At 33.0% G+C, this 13,635-nt stretch carries 14 protein-coding genes; 7 read left to right on the top strand and 7 right to left on the bottom strand.

The window, feature by feature from the left end; all coding sequences use genetic code 11:
* Position 1 precedes the first annotated feature (1 nt).
* The 4 genes from BUB82_RS03310 (at position 2) to BUB82_RS03295 (ending at position 4,960) form a co-directional block, all read left to right on the top strand.
* The gene (locus BUB82_RS03310) at positions 2-712 is read left to right on the top strand and encodes a GLPGLI family protein (protein WP_073191956.1); all 711 of its coding nucleotides are present in this window, start codon (positions 2-4) and stop codon (positions 710-712) included.
* 541 nt (positions 713-1,253) lie between these two features.
* Entirely contained in the window at positions 1,254-1,499 is a 246-nt protein-coding gene (locus tag BUB82_RS03305; RefSeq protein ID WP_073191954.1) for a hypothetical protein, read from the top strand.
* A gap of 57 nt (positions 1,500-1,556) precedes the next feature.
* Entirely contained in the window at positions 1,557-2,267 is a 711-nt protein-coding gene (locus BUB82_RS03300) for a GLPGLI family protein (RefSeq protein WP_159432020.1), read from the top strand.
* 8 nt (positions 2,268-2,275) lie between these two features.
* A complete protein-coding gene (locus BUB82_RS03295; RefSeq protein WP_073191949.1) occupies positions 2,276-4,960 on the top strand; it encodes a peptidase associated domain and porin domain-containing protein in 2,685 nt (894 codons plus the stop codon).
* Between the two features lie 179 nt (positions 4,961-5,139).
* Here BUB82_RS03295 and metK read toward each other — a convergent pair whose 3' ends face one another.
* A complete protein-coding gene (metK, locus tag BUB82_RS03290; protein ID WP_073191947.1) occupies positions 5,140-6,393 on the bottom strand; it encodes a methionine adenosyltransferase in 1,254 nt (417 codons plus the stop codon).
* Between the two features lie 206 nt (positions 6,394-6,599).
* Between metK and BUB82_RS03285 the strand changes: the two genes are divergently transcribed.
* A complete protein-coding gene (locus tag BUB82_RS03285) occupies positions 6,600-7,025 on the top strand; it encodes an OsmC family protein (RefSeq protein ID WP_073191944.1) in 426 nt (141 codons plus the stop codon).
* A 117-nt stretch (positions 7,026-7,142) separates the two neighbouring features.
* On the opposite strand, the gene BUB82_RS03280 is transcribed toward BUB82_RS03285, so the two are convergent.
* From BUB82_RS03280 to BUB82_RS03255, 6 genes are all read right to left on the bottom strand, one after another.
* A complete protein-coding gene (locus BUB82_RS03280; protein ID WP_143185636.1) occupies positions 7,143-7,595 on the bottom strand; it encodes a T9SS type A sorting domain-containing protein in 453 nt (150 codons plus the stop codon).
* 197 nt (positions 7,596-7,792) lie between these two features.
* Positions 7,793-8,191 carry a type II toxin-antitoxin system VapC family toxin gene (locus tag BUB82_RS03275; protein ID WP_073191940.1) on the bottom strand — a complete coding sequence of 133 codons (399 nt, stop codon included), beginning with the start codon at positions 8,189-8,191 and terminating at the stop codon, positions 7,793-7,795.
* On the bottom strand, positions 8,188-8,433 hold the full coding sequence (locus BUB82_RS03270) for a hypothetical protein (protein ID WP_073191938.1): 246 nt from the start codon (positions 8,431-8,433) through the stop codon (positions 8,188-8,190). Before BUB82_RS03270 ends, BUB82_RS03275 begins: the two co-directional genes overlap by 4 nt.
* 367 nt (positions 8,434-8,800) lie before the next feature.
* Complete coding sequence (locus BUB82_RS03265) at positions 8,801-9,535, bottom strand: T9SS type A sorting domain-containing protein (RefSeq protein ID WP_073191936.1); 735 nt, start codon at positions 9,533-9,535, stop codon at positions 8,801-8,803.
* Between the two features lie 4 nt (positions 9,536-9,539).
* Entirely contained in the window at positions 9,540-9,788 is a 249-nt protein-coding gene (locus tag BUB82_RS03260) for a hypothetical protein (protein ID WP_073191934.1), read from the bottom strand.
* 187 nt (positions 9,789-9,975) lie between these two features.
* Complete coding sequence (locus BUB82_RS03255; RefSeq protein WP_073191933.1) at positions 9,976-11,178, bottom strand: exo-beta-N-acetylmuramidase NamZ family protein; 1,203 nt, start codon at positions 11,176-11,178, stop codon at positions 9,976-9,978.
* On the opposite strand from BUB82_RS03255, the gene BUB82_RS03250 reads away from it, so the two are divergent.
* Both BUB82_RS03250 and BUB82_RS03245 read left to right on the top strand, forming a co-directional pair.
* Positions 11,178-12,419, top strand: coding sequence for an ABC transporter permease (locus tag BUB82_RS03250; RefSeq protein ID WP_073191931.1), 1,242 nt, complete (start codon positions 11,178-11,180; stop codon positions 12,417-12,419). The two genes, BUB82_RS03255 and BUB82_RS03250, sit on opposite strands and share 1 nt — an antisense overlap.
* A gap of 66 nt (positions 12,420-12,485) precedes the next feature.
* A complete protein-coding gene (locus BUB82_RS03245) occupies positions 12,486-13,466 on the top strand; it encodes a PLP-dependent cysteine synthase family protein (RefSeq protein ID WP_073191929.1) in 981 nt (326 codons plus the stop codon).
* Positions 13,467-13,635 lie beyond the last annotated feature (169 nt).

Raw genomic sequence — 13,635 nt, 5'->3', positions numbered from 1 at the left:
TATGAAGAAATTAATATTATTTATAAGCTTAATATTTTGCTACTTTTCTTATGCTCAAACTAATGGTGTTTATGAGGTTGATTATATCTTACAGCTAGACAATGAGATTTTGAATAAATCTCTTAAAACTATGAAAGATAAAAGCACAAAATTTTTCATTTCCAAACAAGCTGAGACCTTTAAAGAAGTCCAATCTAAGCTGGTTTTTAACGCTAAGGCTGCTAAATATGCTGTTCGAGAACAACTACGAAGCGATGCTAAACCAAAATTTAATTATTTTGAGGGACACGCTGGAGGAGAGTCAATTTACTATTTTGATAATATGAAAAAAAGAACTTATTATACTTCTACTTTGCTTAGTAAAACTAATGTTATCTATAAAAATAAGTGGAAAATCTTAAACGAAACAGAAGAGATTTTAGGTTTTACTTGCTATAAAGCTGAACTAATTCTTAATCAAAAAGGAAAAATATATGCGTGGTTCACAAAAAAAATCCCTTTTCCTTATGGTCCATACACGTTTAATAATTTGCCAGGTTTAATTTTAAAGGCTGAGGTCAAAAACGGTTTAATTACCTATTTAGCAACAAACATTAAAAGAAAAAAGGAAGGCAAACCAATTATTGAAAAAAACGATTACAGGTTTTTGACTGAAAGTGAATATAGTAAAGAATTGAAAAAAAATAACCTACTACTTCAAGATATCAAGTAACAAAAAACATAAAATTGAATTTCCTAATGTCAATAAAAGTATGACAAGAAAGGAATATTTAAGCCAATCCTTACACCGATAAATTACATAAATGAAAAACTTCCTCTTTCTTATATTTATTGTTAGTTATACCTTAATGTGAGTTCTATTGAAGTCATTATAACATTCAAATTAAAACATCTACAAAAGCATGTAAAAATATCAAACCAACAGAAAAGACCTTAATAAATTATTTATATTGTAAATAATTAAACTTATTTTGAAAAGAATATAAAATTTAACATTTAGAATTAAGCTTATATTGTTGTTTTTTTTAGCTTTACATCAAATAGTTAAATAAAAACAAATGCGTTCTTCTAATTTTTAAAAAAAGGAAACGCTTTTCGGGATGAAAAGCGTTCCGCCAATTTAAGACATGAAAAATCACATCTCGCTTGCAATGCAAAGATAAGAATTTTCATGAAGCCAATTACAGCCTTTGTGCTGAAAACACCATCCGTTATGATGAAAAACTGACATTTAATTTTTAAAATATAATACCATGAAAAAAGTATTATCTATCATCGCTTTAAGTGCGATGACCTTAAGTTTAAGTAGTTTTTCAACTTCAAAACAAGCCACTATTCAGGAAGAAGGCAACCCAACAGATTGTAATCGTCAAGCAAGATTAGCAACTTATCATTTTGCACATTTTGTATTCGGTGAAGAAGCTTCTGGCAGCAGCGAAAACAACGACCTGTATGTTGCTTATCATAATGCAGTTTATGAAAGTTGTTTAGCAGATTAATCTTAAATTTATGGTTCTTAAGTTATTATGCTTGAGCACCATTATTACTTTGTTATTATGAAAGAAAAACTTTTTTTAGTGATTTTATTTATGTTTTGTGTAAATTTCAATCAAGCACAAAACTATAAAATTACTTATAGCATCTCTCAAGATAAAGATGTATTGTATAAACGTCTTAACGAGAATAATAATCTAAAATCTAGTGCTTCCTATTTTAAAAAAATGCTTGAAAATTCACGTCCAATAGATTTTTTTATTATTGCTAATTCTAGCAAAGCCTTCAGTTACAAAAAAAAGACTTTATCTACTGATGCTACTAGTGAGATTTTACGAAACATAAATAACCTATTATTTCAAAAGTCTGAATTTTACTACATAGACTTAAAAAATGATAATTATGTTTTTAAAAAAAGTATAAACTCAAAAACATTTTATGTTAAATTTCAACCCAAAGATTTTAAACTAATTAATAATCAACCTGTTTTAATCAATGGTTATAAATGCTATCTAGCCGAAAATAAAGATGATAATGTTAAACTTTGGTACACCAAAGATATACCATTAAATATCGGTCCTAAAAAATATATTGGGTTACCAGGTCTGGTGGTTAAAGTAGTTATTAACGAGACGATTATAATTCAGCTAAAGTCTATCGAACCAACAACCGAAGCTATAAAGCTTATGCCTAAAAATCAAGAGATTATCAGTTTTGAAGCCTACCAAAAAACAGTATCTAAAGCAGCTAATGCATTATTTCAAAAACCCTAAATAACTCAATGCCAAAAACCAATCTCCTATTCTTTTGTTTATTTCTTAGTTTTCAACTCAGTTTAGCCCAATCTCACCAACTCACAGGTCAAATTACCGATAGTTTACAGCAAGCTTTACCCAATACTAACGTGATAGCTTCTCCTTTAAATAATCCTGATGCGGGTATTACCTTTAGCATTAGCAGTACCAAAGGCCAATACAAGCTCAATTTAGCCGATAGCACGTCTTATTTAATCGAGATTACCCATTTGGGCTTTAAAAAAGTTAACGATACCATTCAGCTTTCAGCCGATCTTGAAAAAAACTACCAAATGCAGCCCAGCACTACCAGCTTAGAAGAAGTCATTATCCAACAAGAAATGGCTGTCGTGGTTAAAGAAGATACCATTACTTACCGCACCGACCAATTTAAAACCGGCGAAGAACGTAAACTGCGTGATATTTTAAAAAAATTGCCTGGCCTAGAGGTCGATAAGGCTGGTAATGTTACCGTTAACGGAAAACCTGTTACCAAACTTATGGTCGATGGTAAAACTTTTTTTACGGGTGATGAAAAATTAGGCGTCAACAACATTCCTGCCGATGCTGTCGACGAGGTTGAAGCTTTAGATAATTACAGCGATGTAGCTTTTTTAAAAGGCCTGGAAGATAGCGACCAACTGGCATTAAACATTAAACTTAAAGAAGGTAAAAAGAAGTTTGCTTTTGGCGATATTCAAGCTGGTGGTGGTGTAGAAGACCGCTTTCTGTTTCATCCTAAACTCTTTTATTATAGCCCAAACACCGCTATTAACGTCATTGCTGATGTTAATAACATCGGGCAAAAATCCTTTACCGTTCAAGATTATATCGATTTTGAAGGCGGCATTGGCCTAAGCCTAGAAGATCCGTCGGCTTATTTTAGCTTGTACCGAGACGATTTTGCACAATTTCTTCAAAATACAGATTTCGTTTACAATAAAAACGATTTTGTGGCAGGAAGTATTTCACAACGCTTAGGTGCTAAAACCAATCTCGATGCTTACAGTATTTTTAACAAAAGCAAGCAAGATCAGCTCAATCAGCAAGACATTGCCTACCAAACCGGTAATCAAGCCAACGAGTTTAGAGACCTCACTACGCAGCAGCGTTTGCTTTTTAGTATTAACAAAATTAAGTTGCGTTACAGTGATATTAATACCATCGATTTACGCGCTAATACCACAGTGAAATATAATGAAGGTAATCAATTAACCAATTTGAACTCCACTATCAACAACAGTACTGAGTTTGTTAATACTTTAGCAAAGCCAGACCAAGTTGAAGTTTCTCAGGTGTTTAATCTTAATAAGCAGTTTTCATATAAACATACCACAAAAGTAGAAGCTACTTTAAGCCATAAGGAGCAAAACACCAATCGTTTGTGGGATTTTAATCAGGCTATTTTTAGCGATTTAATTCCGTTGGTTAATGAAGATGAAACTTATAACCTCAATCAAGATGTTTATAACCGTTTAAATTCAGTCAAGTTAAACGCTAAGCATTATTGGGTGTTGGCCGATTTTCATCATGTTTACCCTAAAGCGGGTTTTCGTTTATTTCAATCTGATTATAATACCTTAGATGAGCAAATTTTAAACAACGGCAATCGTCAAAGTTTTCAAAATGCCAACTTCAATAACCGATTAGACTTCAGTTTAAGCACGCCTTACGCAGGGTTTCAATATAAAACTCAAATCGGAAAATTAGTTTTACGTCCAGGAATTGTTTATCAGCTATTCGACTGGAAAGCGCAACAATACCAAACCGAAATCGCCAATAAAACTCAAGGCGTCTGGTTGCCAGAGCTCTTTGTAGAATATGAATTTAATAATTCAGAAAAACTGAAGCTTGAGTACAATAGACGTTCTAACTTCAGTAATGTTAATAATTTTGCAAACCGCTTAAGACTTACAAATTTTAATCAACTTTACCAAGGTAACGCTAATTTAGAAAACCAAATTTATAACAGTTTACGTTTGTTTTATTCAAGTTTTAGCCTGTTTAAAGGGCTTAATTATAATTTAAGTGCTAATTATAATTACCGCGAATCAAGTATTAGAAACCAAACTGAAATTGAAGGCATCGACCAAGTGGTTACCAGTATTTTTACCGACTTGCCAGAAGAACGCTTTTTATTATCTGGAAATATAACTAAGCGTATTCCTGACTTTAGTTTTAGCCTAAGTGGTAATGCCAATTGGTCTAACTACTCCAGGATTATTAATCAATCAGTCATCGATTATCAATCTAATTCATACGCCTATAATGTTCGTGTTCGAACCCGTTTTGATGATTTACCTAACTTGACGCTTAACATGCGCCATAGTTTTAGTGAACTTAATTCTACTAACCTTAAAAACAAATTTACACGCTGGTCACCAGACCTTGAGCTTGAATATGATTTTTGGACCGATTTTATTTTCAATTTCAATTACAACTACACATATTTTAAAAACAATACCACTAATAATAGCAACCGTTTTGAGCTCGCTGATGCTTCATTATACTACAATAAAGAGTCGTCTCCGTGGGCTTTTGAGTTAAGTGCTACAAATTTGTTTGATATCGATTTTAGACGTGAAAATTCGTTATCAGAATTTACAGCCATAGACCGCAGAACTTTTATACAACCACGCACGTTTTTATTAAGTATCAGTTATAAGCTTTAGCATTAAGTCTATTTTTTTAACGAAGAGAAAGGCAATTAGAAACTATTTATTTATCTTATTTTATAGGAGATTTGGTATTATTACCTATTTCAAACTTATTAATCAATTGGTGACAACAAGTTCAAATCAATATTGCTCTAAATGTAAAAAAGCTTTATATGCTTCAGCTTATCTAAACTTTAAATACCAAAAGCTTCCTTTAATTGGTTAACGTAATCCAGTTTTTCCCAAGTAAACAACTCAACTTCTTTTTTTACTTCACCTGAATAATTAGATTTATAAACTTTAGTTTCAGTTTTAGGCGATTTACCCATGTGGCCATAAGCTGAAGTTTCTCTGTAAATCGGGTTTCTTAGTTTAAGTCGTTTTTCGATCATACCAGGACGCATGTCAAAAATCTGACTAATTTTTTTAGCAATTTCGCCATCAGTTACGTCAATATGTTTGTTGGTAGTATTAACGGTAATTGATGTCGGTTTGCTCACGCCAATGGCGTACGAAACTTGCACTAAAACTTCATCAGCAATACCAGCAGCCACCATATTTTTAGCAATATGTCGCGATGCATATGCCGCCGAACGGTCTACTTTGCTAGGGTCTTTTCCTGAAAATGCGCCGCCGCCATGTGCGCCTTTACCACCATAAGTGTCAACTATAATTTTACGTCCGGTTAAACCAGAGTCGCCATGTGGTCCACCAATGACAAATTTGCCGGTTGGGTTAATGTGGTAGGTAATTTCATCATTAAACAAAGCTTGAATTTCTTCACTAAATAAAGCTTTAACTCGTGGCATTAAGACCTTTTGCATATCGGTTTTAATTTGTTCCAGCATTTTAGAATCATCGGTATCAAATTGGTCGTGTTGTGTAGAAATTACAATCGTGTCAATTCGCATCGGTTTATGATCATCACTGTATTCAATGGTCACTTGCGCTTTAGCATCTGGTCGTAAATAAGTTAACTCTTTCCCTTCACGACGTAGTTTAGCCAATTCGATTAAAATTTTGTGAGATATGTCTAATGCCAATGGCATATAGCTTTCGGTTTCGTTGGTGGCGTAGCCAAACATCATACCTTGGTCGCCAGCACCTTGGTTTTCTTTGTCAGTTTTATCAACACCTTGATAAATTTCTTGAGATTGTTCATGAATTAACGAAATAACACCGCAAGAATCGCCACTAAATTTATAGTCGCCTTTGGTATAACCAATATCGTTAATAACATCACGCGCCACTTGTTGCACATCAAGATAAGTATTACTACGCACTTCGCCAGCCAAAACAACCTGACCTGTGGTTACTAAAGTTTCACAAGCCACTTTCGAGTTTTCATCAAACGCTAAAAAATAATCGAGTAGTGCATCGCTAATTTGGTCTGCAATTTTATCGGGATGTCCTTCTGAAACACTTTCTGAGGTAAATAAATAAGCCATAACAATTTGTTTTTTAATGAAAAGGAGAGACAAAACAACTGATGGCACATCTAAAAGCGTACTGAGTTTAGCATTTTTAGAGGTTGCAAGCAGTTCAAATCTTTCCTCGATGCAAATATAAAAATTAATTAATTCAAAAATGAGGCTTAACGTATATTTAGGATGTCAACTGCTGCATTTTCACTTAATTTGTAACAAAAATTAAAATGAAAATACAACTCAAGAAACAAGTCAATTCAAGCGTCCATTTTAAAGCCAAAAACAGTTTAGGTCATGAAGTCGAGATGTATAATTCTACTGCCGAGAACCCAAAAGCGGCTAGCCCAATGGAATTAATTTTGATGAGTATTGCGAGCTGTAGTAGTATTGATATTGTGCATATTCTTGAAAAGCAACAACTCACCATAGATGATTTACAGGTTGAAGTTGAAGGCCATAGAAAAGACACTGTTCCAAAAGTGTTTGAAAGTATAGATTTACTCGTAAAAATTGAAGGTGATGTTCCTGAAAATAAAGCTTTAAGAGCGGTTAAACTCTCATTCGACTCCTATTGTAGTGTGTCTAAAATGCTTGAGGCAAGTGTTGAAATTAACTATCAAGTAAAATTGAATGGTGAATTAATAGATGCTTAACTGATTAAGCAACGGCTTCAATTTTCGAATTGCCGTCCTACCTTTTATTCAAGAATAAAAAACCTGCACAATTTTAAAACTGTGCAGGTTTTTTTAGATTTTGTGCTTAATTTATCTTTAGTTTTTGATAAACTTTTTCATTAAGCTCCCGTCTTTTGTATCAACTTTTATAAAATAAATGCCTTTAGCTAAGTGACTCACATTAATTCCTGTAGCGGGATTAAAAGCAGATTGTAAAACTTGTTGGCCATTAACATTAAAAATTTTAAAGTTTTGTATTTTGATTTTGCTGTCTTTAAAGTAAACTAAGTTTGTGGCTGGGTTAGGATAAATTATAAACGAAATTTGATCTTGCGTGCTATTCCCTAGAGTCGTAGCTGAATACGTAGCAGAATCGCCAAGCGAGTTGGTAATGGTTAAAGATATAATGTCATTTTCTGTGGTGAATGTATAGTTGAAAGGGTTTAATACTTCGCTATTATAAACCATCATATAATTAGACTGAAATACATTATTTTCCTCAATTCCACAGTCAGCAAGTATAAGTCCACAACCTAATATAGTAAACATAGTGTCACTTGTGAAATCAACAAGACCACAGTTAAACGGTCTTGTATAGCAATAGCGGCGGCTTGAAATGGGCAAATTTACCGATCTGCCTGCTGGCAAGGCCAGGTTAATGTTTTAATTTTAAATAAATATACAAAACTCTCGTTTCATCACTAAATCTCGCCATTTTTGTTATGCTTTGTTGTCAAAAGTGTTTTTTATCGGTTAACCCAGTTTTCAATACGAATACCATTTATTCGCTTAAATTCCTTTACATTTTCAGTAACCATAATTAAATCATTAGAAATAGCGGTTGATCCAATAAGCAAATCAAAATCACTTATCATCTCACCTTTTTTTCTCAATCTTACTTTTTCCTTAGCGTAAATACCTATAGCATTGTAAATAGGTAAGATTTTAGTTCGTTCAGTAAATTTGTCTATGAGTTTATAATTTTTCTTCGGATTTGAGCTATTTTCTGCACCAAAGATTAATTCAGCTAATGTAATTTCAGAAACTGCGCAATTACTAAGTTTTACTGTCTCAAAACTATCAATTAAACTAAATTTCCCTCTAAAAAAGTGAATACAAACATTCGTATCAATCAAATATTTCATTCGAAAGAAATGGTGTTAGTTTTATCAACTCTTGAACTTCGTATATCAGAAATTATTTCATCTGAATTTCTTTCATCATCCCAAGCTCCAAATAGAGATTTTAGATCAATTTCTTTTTTAGGTTTTATTTCTAAAGATTTTGTCAACTTTATTATTAAATTCTTTTTAGTTGTATTGTCAAGGTTTTTTAGATAACCAAAATACCGATCTAATATTTTATTTGAAATTGTTAAGCTGCCCATTTTCCTAATTTTAATGCAATTTACAAATTTAAACTATAGTACTAATAATTTCAGTTTTACATTTTTGTCAACTCTACATATTCTAATTATCATTCATGTTCTTTTAAAATTTCATTTTGAGCAACACTTATACTGGTGATTTAAATAAGGCTGATGTATATTAAGGTTTTCATATGATTAGTTTTTTATGAGGTGTTTTATACCATTTATGTTTTGAATTTGCTGGGAAAGAAATTGATGATTTTTAGCTTTTTATGAACTTTAAAAATCGAGCATAGCCTTAGCTACGGTCTATTTTTCAAGTGAAATAAAAAGTGAAAAAGGGCGATTTATTCCAGTTAATTTAATGCCTAAATGGTATTATACTTTACTTCTTCAACAACTTCTTAGTAACAAAGCCATTTTTAGTTTTTATTTTTACTAAATACAGACCACTATTTAAATTACTTACATTAATGGCTTGATTTTCTTGGTAATCGACATTTATAATTTGTTTTCCGTTGAGGTCAAAAATCTCAATATGTTGAATGGTTTGTTGACTTCTAATACGCAACTTACTGGTTACTGGATTGGGAAAGATAGAAAACGTATTGCCCTCATAATCTCTATTGCTTAAGGTCGTAGCTGAATACGTAGCAGAATCGCCAAGCGAGTTGGTAATGGTTAAAGATATAATGTCATTTTCTGTGGTGAATGTATAGTTGAAAGGGTTTAATTCGCTACCGCCCATTAAATTTTCATAAACCATCATATAATTAGACTGAAATACATTATTTTCCTCAACGCTACAGCCTTCAAGTGTAAATCCACAACCTAAACTAGTAAACATATTGTCGCTTGTGAAATCAACAGAAACACAACTAAGTTCACCACATATTAAATTGTGGACTTGAAGAATCTGATCTGGCTGACCTGGAATAATAGCTGATTCGCCAATTTCTAAAGTAATACTGGTATTAGACTCTTCATTATTTGGTTGATAAAAGGTTTCGCCATTTAACTCTATATATTCTAATTCCCATTCGTGTTCTGTTAAAATTTCATTTTGAGCAACACTTATGCCGCTGATTAAAATAAGGCTGATGTATATTAAGGTTTTCATATGATTAGTTTTTTATGAGGTGTTTAGAATTGATGATTTGCCCGTCACAAACTAGCGTAACAATATAATATCCAGGTGCATAGTTGTTAAGGTTAACCGTCTCATTTTGCTTTTCTACCACATAAAAGGATTGGGCCTCTTGTGCTAAAATATTGATGGGCAGCATGATTAAACAGAGCCAAATCCAACTAAATTTAAAGTAATCAATCTGTTGAATTGTTGAATTGTTGAATTGTTGAATTGTTTTTTTCATAAGATTAGTTATTAAATTTATGCTAAAGATATGTAAAAAAAATAAAATACATATACTTAAAGGATAAAAAATAATAAATACTTAAATTATTTCTTAAATGATTCCGTATAGTGTTATACTAAATACCTATAAGATGAGATAAAAAGAAATTGAATTATAATTGTCTTACTTTTTAGAAGATTTGGTATTATTCATACAACAAGTAAGGCATAATCATTTGTTGGTAGGTTTTTAAATCTGTTTGCCAAGATTTTTTAATTTCACCGGCACTTTTACCTGCTTTAATCTGTTTTTGTAAGCTTGAGTTTCCTGCCAGCTTATTAAAAAAGGAATTAAAAAAATCATCTTGATTTTTAGTGTTCTTGTATGTTTTAATAAGCCAGTTTAAATTGAGTTCAGTTAATGCTGCGCTTGTTCTTAAATCTTCACCGTAACAGAGTTTTGCTTTATGCTTAGGATGTTTTGCGCCTTCATTGGGTTGCGGTGTGTAACTAAAAGAATACACTTGTTGATTTAAAAATGGCGAACCATAGATTTGAAATTGAAAATTGGTGCCACGACCAGCATTAACGGTGGTACCTTCAAAAAAACATAAACTCGGGTATAAATTAATGGCTTTTGCGTTTGGTAAATTGGGTGAAGGTTTAATAGGTAGCTTGTAAGCTTCTGCTTTGTTGTAATGCTTCAATTTAATAATCTGCAATTTAGTTTTAACACCATTGTTTAGCCAAGCTTCACCATTAATCATCTGTGCGTATTCGCCAATGCTTAAACCGTGAACCACAGGCACAGGATGCATACCTACAAAACTTTTAAATTGGTCTTCTAAAATTGGGCCGTCAATATAATGGCCATTGGGGTTGGGACGATCAAGGATAAGTAATGGGATGTCTTGCTCCGCACAAGCTTCCATGACATAATGCAAGGTAGAAATATAAGTATAAAATCTTGCGCCAACATCTTGAATATCAAAAATGACCATGTCTACGTCAGCAAGGTCTTCTGGCGTTGGTTTTTTATGATTGCCATACAGCGAAATAATAGGCAAACCCGTTTGAGCATCTCGACTGTTCTTAACTTTTTCACCCGCATCAGCCTGACCTCTAAAACCATGCTCAGGCGCAAATACCTTTAGGATATTTTGGTTGTAACTAAGTAAAGTGTCAACGAGGTGTGTGTAGCCGTTTTTATGAGGAATAACAGAGGTTTGGTTACCAACAATCGCCAAGTTTTTACCAGAAATAAGCGGTAAATAATTTTCAATTTGTTCGGCGCCTAAAATTGGTGTTTTGGTAGATTGTTTTGTTGAAGTTTGAGCTTGGCAAGAAGTTATGGTTAAGACCAAAAATAAAATGGTATTTTTGAGCAGTTGTATAAAACGGTATTGCATTGAATTTTCCTTATTTTGTTTCGAAACGCCTCCAGATTAAAAGCGACTATAAAAGTAGTGTTTCAGGACCAATTATTAAAATCGCTATCACGGCAATCGCACTCGGCATTATTGTGATGCTAATTGCTTTTGGTACAAGTTTAGGATTACAAACTAAAATTCGCGAAAAAATTGCAGCCTTTAATGGGCATGTCGTGATCACGAGTTTTACAAGCAATGTCTCTAAAGAAAACCTAACGCCAATAGACCGTCGACAAAGCTTTTATCCTCAATTTAGCGAAGTGCCAGAAGTTAGCCATATTCAAGCTACCGCTACAAAATGGGGAATTATAAGAACCGAAACTGATTTTGAAGGCGTTGTGCTTAAAGGTGTTGATTCACTCTTTAATTTAACAGCTTTTGAGGAATTTATAAGTGAAGGAAAATTTCCTGAGTTGAACTCCACTAGAGCAAGTGATGAGATTATCATTTCTGAATATCTGGCCAAGCGTTTACAGTTGAAGGTTTCAGACCGATTAGTGATGTATTTTATGCGTCAAGATAGCGCCAAACAATTACCAAGACCTGTCGGCTTTGAAATTGTAGGTCTATATAATTCAGGTTTTCAAGACTTCGATAAGACTTATGTCATTGGTGATTTAAGGCAAATTCAACGGCTTAATAATTGGGAAGATTACCAAATTGGTCAGTTTGAAGTCTTTATAGATGACTTTTCGAACATAGACAACGTGGCTGTCAAAATTTATGAGTCTATCGGCTCGTTCTTAAATGCCAAATCAATTAAAACGATGTATCCTTCTATATTTGAATGGTTAAAACTATTCGACATCAATACCTTAATTATACTCATTATCATGATATTAGTTGCCGGTATTAACATGATTACAGCCTTACTTGTGCTTATTTTAGAACGTCGCCAAATGATAGGCGTTTTTAAAGCTATTGGTGCAAGTAATTGGGTGATTAGAAAAGTGTTTTTATACAATGCCGTATTTATTATGCTAAAAGGCTTGGTGATTGGAAATGTTATTGGTATAGGTTTACTATTGTTACAGCAACATTTTCAATTAATGCCGCTAGATGCTAGCTCTTATTATGTAACTAATGTGCCTGTAAAATTGAATCCTACTTATATTATAGGTGTTAATTTGGGAACTTTAATTTTATGTTTGTTGATGTTGATTGTACCAACTTATATTGTTGCTAAAATTTCGCCGGTTAAAGCCTTGAAGTTTGATTGAGCATTTTCAAAATAATAGCATTTTACTAAACGAATATTTTTAAGTTTGCAGTTGTAAAAATTGACTATGAATTACGCAAATAATATTATTGAAACAATTGGTAACACACCATTGGTTAAAATGAATTCTATTGTAGATGAAATTGATGCTTTGGTGCTAGCTAAATACGAAACCTTTAATCCAGGAAATTCAGTAAAAGACCGTATGGCTTTGCAAATGATTGAAGATGCAGAGGCCGATGGTCGCTTAAAACCTGGCGGAACTATTATTGAAGGTACTTCTGGTAATACCGGCATGGGTTTAGCTTTGGTTGCTATTGTAAAGGGTTATAAAGTTATTTGTGTTTTAAGTGATAAGCAAAGTAAAGAGAAAATGGATATTTTACGAGCGGTTGGTTGTGAAGTTCATGTTTGCCCAACCGACGTAGCGCCTGACGATCCACGCTCTTATTATTCAACTTCTGCGCGCCTAGCCGAAGAAACCCCAAATTCGTGGTATGTTAACCAATATGACAACCCGTCTAACTGTAAAGCGCATTACCAAACCACTGGCCCAGAAATTTGGGAACAAACCGATGGTAAAGTCACCCATTTTGTGGTTGGCGTTGGTACAGGTGGTACCATTTCTGGTGTTGGTAGTTATTTAAAATTGCAAAACCCGAATGTGAAGGTTTGGGGAATTGATACTTACGGTTCGGTCTTTAAAAAATATCATGAAACAGGAATTTTTGATGAAAATGAAATTTATTCTTATGTAACTGAAGGCATTGGTGAAGACATTTTGCCAAAAAATGTTCGTTTTGAAGTTATTGATGGTTTTACTAAAGTGACCGATAAAGATGCAGCCGTTTACACGCAGAAGTTAGCCAAAGAAGAAGGCATGTTTTTAGGAAATTCTGCCGGTGCAGCAGTAAAAGGTCTTTTGCAATTGAAGGAACATTTCAAAAAAGATGATGTGGTGGTGGTTTTATTTCATGACCATGGCAGCCGTTATGTTGGTAAAATGTATAATGACGATTGGATGAGAAAAATGGGATACCTTGATTAGTGTTTAGAAGAAATTCTAAATGTTTAATGATAATAAGACAATTATAATTCAATTTCTTTTACCTCATTTTACAGAATATTTGGTATAAGTTCGATTAGGTTTTTAGCCCTGATTGAAGTGTAAATCCCGTAAAGTTTGAAGCTAGAAAAACACAAGCCACAAAGCGACT

This window comes from Psychroflexus salarius (assembly GCF_900129035.1).
GTDB classification, from domain to species: Bacteria; Bacteroidota; Bacteroidia; order Flavobacteriales; family Flavobacteriaceae; genus Psychroflexus; species Psychroflexus salarius.
This window is presented reverse-complemented; position numbering and strand designations above follow the sequence as displayed.

Bases quoted from the DNA above. Each gene is read 5' to 3' on its own strand.
- BUB82_RS03245 (WP_073191929.1), top strand. From the start codon at position 12,486: ATGAATTACGCAAATAATATTATTGAAACAATTGGTAACACACCATTG.
- metK (WP_073191947.1), bottom strand. From the start codon at position 6,393: ATGGCTTATTTATTTACCTCAGAAAGTGTTTCAGAAGGACATCCCGAT.
- BUB82_RS03275 (WP_073191940.1), bottom strand. From the start codon at position 8,191: ATGAAATATTTGATTGATACGAATGTTTGTATTCACTTTTTTAGAGGG.
- BUB82_RS03280 (WP_143185636.1), bottom strand. From the start codon at position 7,595: ATGTTTACTATATTAGGTTGTGGACTTATACTTGCTGACTGTGGAATT.
- BUB82_RS03310 (WP_073191956.1), top strand. From the start codon at position 2: ATGAAGAAATTAATATTATTTATAAGCTTAATATTTTGCTACTTTTCT.
- BUB82_RS03260 (WP_073191934.1), bottom strand. From the start codon at position 9,788: ATGAAAAAAACAATTCAACAATTCAACAATTCAACAATTCAACAGATT.
- BUB82_RS03300 (WP_159432020.1), top strand. From the start codon at position 1,557: ATGAAAGAAAAACTTTTTTTAGTGATTTTATTTATGTTTTGTGTAAAT.
- BUB82_RS03285 (WP_073191944.1), top strand. From the start codon at position 6,600: ATGAAAATACAACTCAAGAAACAAGTCAATTCAAGCGTCCATTTTAAA.
- BUB82_RS03255 (WP_073191933.1), bottom strand. From the start codon at position 11,178: ATGCAATACCGTTTTATACAACTGCTCAAAAATACCATTTTATTTTTG.
- BUB82_RS03305 (WP_073191954.1), top strand. From the start codon at position 1,254: ATGAAAAAAGTATTATCTATCATCGCTTTAAGTGCGATGACCTTAAGT.
- BUB82_RS03295 (WP_073191949.1), top strand. From the start codon at position 2,276: ATGCCAAAAACCAATCTCCTATTCTTTTGTTTATTTCTTAGTTTTCAA.
- BUB82_RS03270 (WP_073191938.1), bottom strand. From the start codon at position 8,433: ATGGGCAGCTTAACAATTTCAAATAAAATATTAGATCGGTATTTTGGT.
- BUB82_RS03265 (WP_073191936.1), bottom strand. From the start codon at position 9,535: ATGAAAACCTTAATATACATCAGCCTTATTTTAATCAGCGGCATAAGT.